General features: G+C 55.6%; 1 pseudogene. It reads left to right on the plus strand.

Annotation, left to right across the window (positions count from 1 at the left end):
• Positions 1-214, plus strand: a pseudogene (locus tag AF337_RS13455) (DUF3300 domain-containing protein); the annotation flags it as partial.

Consider the following 214-nt stretch of genomic DNA (forward strand, 5'->3'; position numbering starts at 1 on the left):
GGCCTTGCCTGGGCAGCCGTCGTCAACTGGGATGACTGGGGTGTATGGGGTGGCCGCTGGGATGGCGATATCGATATCGACTGCAACAATTGCCTGAACGACCGTAACTTCAACGGAAAGCTGAAATGGAACGACGTCGATTGGAGCAATGTCGATCGCAGCAAGCTGAGTATCGGCAAGGACCAGATTTCGAAGCTGGACCGATCGGCGATCA

The sequence above is a fragment of the Rhizobium ecuadorense genome (assembly GCF_001187535.1).
GTDB classification, from domain to species: Bacteria; Pseudomonadota; Alphaproteobacteria; order Rhizobiales; family Rhizobiaceae; genus Rhizobium; species Rhizobium ecuadorense.